The sequence below is a fragment of the Rubrivirga sp. genome (genome assembly GCF_049648075.1).
Lineage (GTDB): Bacteria > Bacteroidota > Rhodothermia > Rhodothermales > Rubricoccaceae > Rubrivirga.
In genome coordinates, this window is sequence record NZ_JBARYR010000264.1 from 1 (window position 1) to 3,671 (window position 3,671).

The 3,671-nt window shown below is 68.8% G+C and carries 4 protein-coding genes; all 4 read right to left on the reverse strand.

Features of this window, described 5'->3' with window-relative positions:
• A partial coding sequence (locus WBA11_RS07825; protein WP_424520139.1) for a hypothetical protein occupies window positions 1-882 on the reverse strand: 882 nt, incomplete at its 3' end.
• A 28-nt stretch (window positions 883-910) separates the two neighbouring features.
• Window positions 911-1,990 (reverse strand): hypothetical protein, encoded by a 1,080-nt coding sequence (locus WBA11_RS07830; protein WP_424520140.1) that lies wholly within the window; start codon window positions 1,988-1,990, stop codon window positions 911-913.
• Between the two features lie 404 nt (window positions 1,991-2,394).
• Window positions 2,395-3,153 (reverse strand): carbonic anhydrase family protein, encoded by a 759-nt coding sequence (locus WBA11_RS07835; RefSeq protein ID WP_424520141.1) that lies wholly within the window; start codon window positions 3,151-3,153, stop codon window positions 2,395-2,397.
• A 119-nt stretch (window positions 3,154-3,272) separates the two neighbouring features.
• A complete protein-coding gene (locus WBA11_RS07840) occupies window positions 3,273-3,533 on the reverse strand; it encodes a hypothetical protein (RefSeq protein ID WP_424520142.1) in 261 nt (86 codons plus the stop codon).
• Window positions 3,534-3,671 lie beyond the last annotated feature (138 nt).

Here is a 3,671-nt window from a genome sequence, read left to right on the forward strand (position 1 = left end):
CACCTCGCCGTGATCGAACGCCCGCACGGCGCCGAAGACACCGACGCCGGCTGCCTGTTGGACGACGTCGTCCACGGACTCGTACCGCGTCGCGACCGTCTCGAGCTTGAACCGGACCGGCTGGCCGCCCGGCCGTTCGCCGTGGTAGAGGTGCGCCCCGGCGCTCCCGTAGCCTCGGCCTTCGTCGCCGAGCGCTGTTCGCGCGCTCCCACGAGCATTGACGCTCGCGAACCCGCCGAACGCGAGGCCCGTCGGGGCGCCGCGGTGGACGGCCGCGCTGAGCGCCAGCGCCGTTTCATCCGTCCCCCGCGTGACCGACGGCGCCGACCCGCTCTCGCGGAAGTTGTCCGTCTCGCGCGAGAAGCCCCCGGTCCCGTTGTGGAGCGTCAGTTGGAGCTCAGTCAAGCCAACCTCCGCCGTCAGGTCCACCGAGATGTCACGGCCCGATGACCCCAGCGTCCCCGCCGCCCAGCGCTCGTCGACCGGGGACCGGTCCACGGCGTCGATCCGAGTGTTCGAGGTCGGGACGAAGCCGCGCGGTTGGGCTGGAGGAAGGCGCCCGGCCCGGAGCTGCACGGTCTCGCTGATGTTGTAGAACGCGAACAGATCGACGCCCCTCAGGTCGCCCGGCGTCGTATCGATGTCGTACTCCATTCCGACCTTGTCCAACACCGTCAGACGAAACTGGAGCCGGGCGCGGCGCAGGCCGAGACCGAGCCGTTCGGTGTCGTCGGCGCCCTCGATGCCGAACCCGACGCGGGGCTGGATGCCACCCGTGAGGCTGAGCGTCGCGTCGTCGGTCAGTTCGAGGACGGTCTGGGCGCCGGACGGCGTCGCGAGAGCAAGGACGAGAAGGAGGGCGGAGAGTCGGAGGCAGGACACGTGCAAGCGGGATTGGAAGGCTGCGAAACTAGAAGGCGAGCTGGCCCTGGAGCACAACGAGATGCGCGTCCTCGAGGACGTCGCTCGTGCGGTAGTGGTACGCCAGGGTCAGACGTGCGCGCTCGTACGGCGCCCCGCGCGCTGCGCTCGGGCTGTAGCTGAGGCCCGCGGTCACGAAGTCGTCACCCTCGAGGTCGGCGTCGTCCCAGTAGCGCTCGACCCGGCCGAACACCTCGCCGGACCCCAGGACGCGAGCCGCGCCGAACGCCGAGACACCGGCCTGGTCCTGCCCGCCCCGGCCGTCGTCGGCGTAGCTCAGGACGAGCGCGTCCAGCTTGACGCGGAGCGGCTGGCTGCCGGGCGAGGCGCCCCAGTAGACGTGAGCGCCAGCGCTCGTGTAGTCGCGGCCGCCATCGCCGCGATCGGTCCGGTCCGGGTTGGCCCCGTTGAAGCCGCCGTAGACGCCGACCTCGAGGCCGTCGCCGGGCTCGTAGACCAGCACCGACGAGATGGCCAGGCCGGGCGTCTCGATCCCGTTGACCACGTCCGGCGCCGAGATCCCCTCGCGGAAGTTGTTGGTCCCGCGCTGGAACGTCCCGAACCCGTTGTGGACCGCGACCGAGGCCGTCGTGCGGCCGCTCCGGTAGGTAACGTCGGCGCCCAGGTCGCGGCCGTCGCCGCCCAACGTCCCCGACAACCAGCGCTCGTCGATGGCCGCCCGGTCGACGGCGTCGATCAGGAAGTAGGGCGTCAGGATCCCGCCGGCCGGCTGGGCGACCGGGAAGTAGCCGACGCGGGCCTGGACGTCGTTGGTCAGATTCGCAAACGCGAACAGGTCGACGCTCTCGATGGAGCCCGAGCCGCCCTCGACGTCGTACTCGACGCCACCGAGGTCGCGGTACAGCACGCGGGCCTGGATGCGGGCGCGGCGGAGGCCAAACCCGTAGCGGGTCTCGTCGGTCGCGTTCTCCTCGATGCCGACGCTCGCACGCGGCTGGACGCCCCCGGCGATGTCGAGGCGGAGGTCATCGGACAGGACGATCTGCGCCCTCGAGGGCGTCGCGACGAGGGCGACGAGGACGGCGGCGAGAAGAGAGAGACGGAGCATAGGTCGTCCATGCAAAGCGGCCCGAGTCGCCGTCAAGCGCTCCGAGCCACAGGCCGTTCGGATTCAAAGGGGTGGCGGAGCGTCAAAAAGGCTCCTCACTAGTTTGGGCCACACGGGCGCGAACCGTTGCAAAACGTGTTTTTGAGACTGCGGTGCCACACCAGCGTGGACCGCATCAGCGTGAGAGTGGGAGCGACGGGGACACCATTCGAGTGCCTTGTACGGAACGACCACACGATGGGCAGGCCACACGTTCGGAAGCCTCGAGCAGGGGACCGCGTGTCACCCATAGAGTTCCGTGACGCCAAGCAGCGAGAGGAGTCCCACTGTCACCCATGCTCGACACGAGCAAGCCCGGCACGCAGGTGCGTGCCGGGCTTGCGGTCTGGACATCAACGACGAGATCAGTTGTTGATGTTCGCGGCCGTGATCATCGTGTCGTCCATGAACATGACCTCGCCGGTGGCGACGTCGTGCATGGCACCGATGACGATCAGGTCACCGCTCTCGACGAGCCCGTGCATGATCGGGCTGCGCTCGACCATGTTGCGGACCGTCATCTCCACGTTCTCGTGGGCGACGGCCTGGACGTAGTCCGCGTTCGAGGACGCACGCTCGCCCGGGACCATGTCGCCGACGGCGTAGATCGCCGGGGCGATGTTCGCCAAGGTCGCCGTCAGGTTGCCCAGCTCGACGCCGTCGCACGCGCCCTTGACGGCGCCGCACTCGGTGTGGCCGAGCACGACGATGACCTTCGAGCCAGCCGCGGCCGTGGCGAACTCGAGCGAGCCCAGGATGTCCGTGTTGACGAAGTTGCCGGCCACGCGGGCCGAGAAGATGTCGCCGACGCCCTTGTCGAAGACGATCTCGTGCGGGACACGGCTGTCGATGCAGCCCAGGATGGCCGCCATCGGGAATTGACCACCTGCGGTCTGGGCGACCTGGCCCATGAAGTCGCGCTCGACGGCCTCGCCAGCGACGAACCGTTCATTGCCGTCCTTGAGACGCATGAGCACCTGCTCGGGCGTGAGCGCCGCCTGGGTCTCAGCGGTCAGAGCGATCACGGGGTCGTAGTCGTACGACGTCGAGGTGACCTGGGCGTTGGAGGTGGCGCAGCCGGCGAGGACGAAGGCCGCGGCCAGGGTGAAGAGTCGGAAAGTCATGGGTGTGTGTGTTTGTGCCGCGACAGAAACGCGACGAGAGGGGGTCTGTCCTGTACTTGGACAGGGAAGCCGAGATCCCAACGACCTCGACGGTGTGCAATCGTTACCAGTGCTCGAGGCTACCGTGGTGGTGGCCCGGGCGGGACCGGCAGGTCCACGTAAAGGGCGCCGAGCGCCTGGGGGGCCGTCATCCCAGGCTCGTCTTGGACGACGGCCTCGAGGACGACACGCGTCGCCTCCTCCTCCGACTCAGACGGGGTCTCGACCTCGAGGGCGATCTCGAGAGGCGGAGCGTCCGAGACGACCTCGGCCCACGCGCTGGCCGTCGCACCCGTGAAGGCGAACGAGCACAGGACGAGCAGTGAGATCCAGCGAGGCATGGCGCTGGAAGCCCTTTCGGACATGTTCGTTCCAACGCCGATCCGCCTTCCACCACACTTCAACAACCCTTACGGGTCCTCCCCTATCGGCACCGCCGCCCTCGAGGGCGCGGCGGGTCCACGGAGTCGGGTCCAGGC

Coding starts and splice junctions, on each gene's coding strand:
- WBA11_RS07830 (WP_424520140.1), bottom strand. CDS start 1,990: ATGCTCCGTCTCTCTCTTCTCGCCGCCGTCCTCGTCGCCCTCGTCGCG.
- WBA11_RS07835 (WP_424520141.1), bottom strand. CDS start 3,153: ATGACTTTCCGACTCTTCACCCTGGCCGCGGCCTTCGTCCTCGCCGGC.
- WBA11_RS07840 (WP_424520142.1), bottom strand. CDS start 3,533: ATGCCTCGCTGGATCTCACTGCTCGTCCTGTGCTCGTTCGCCTTCACG.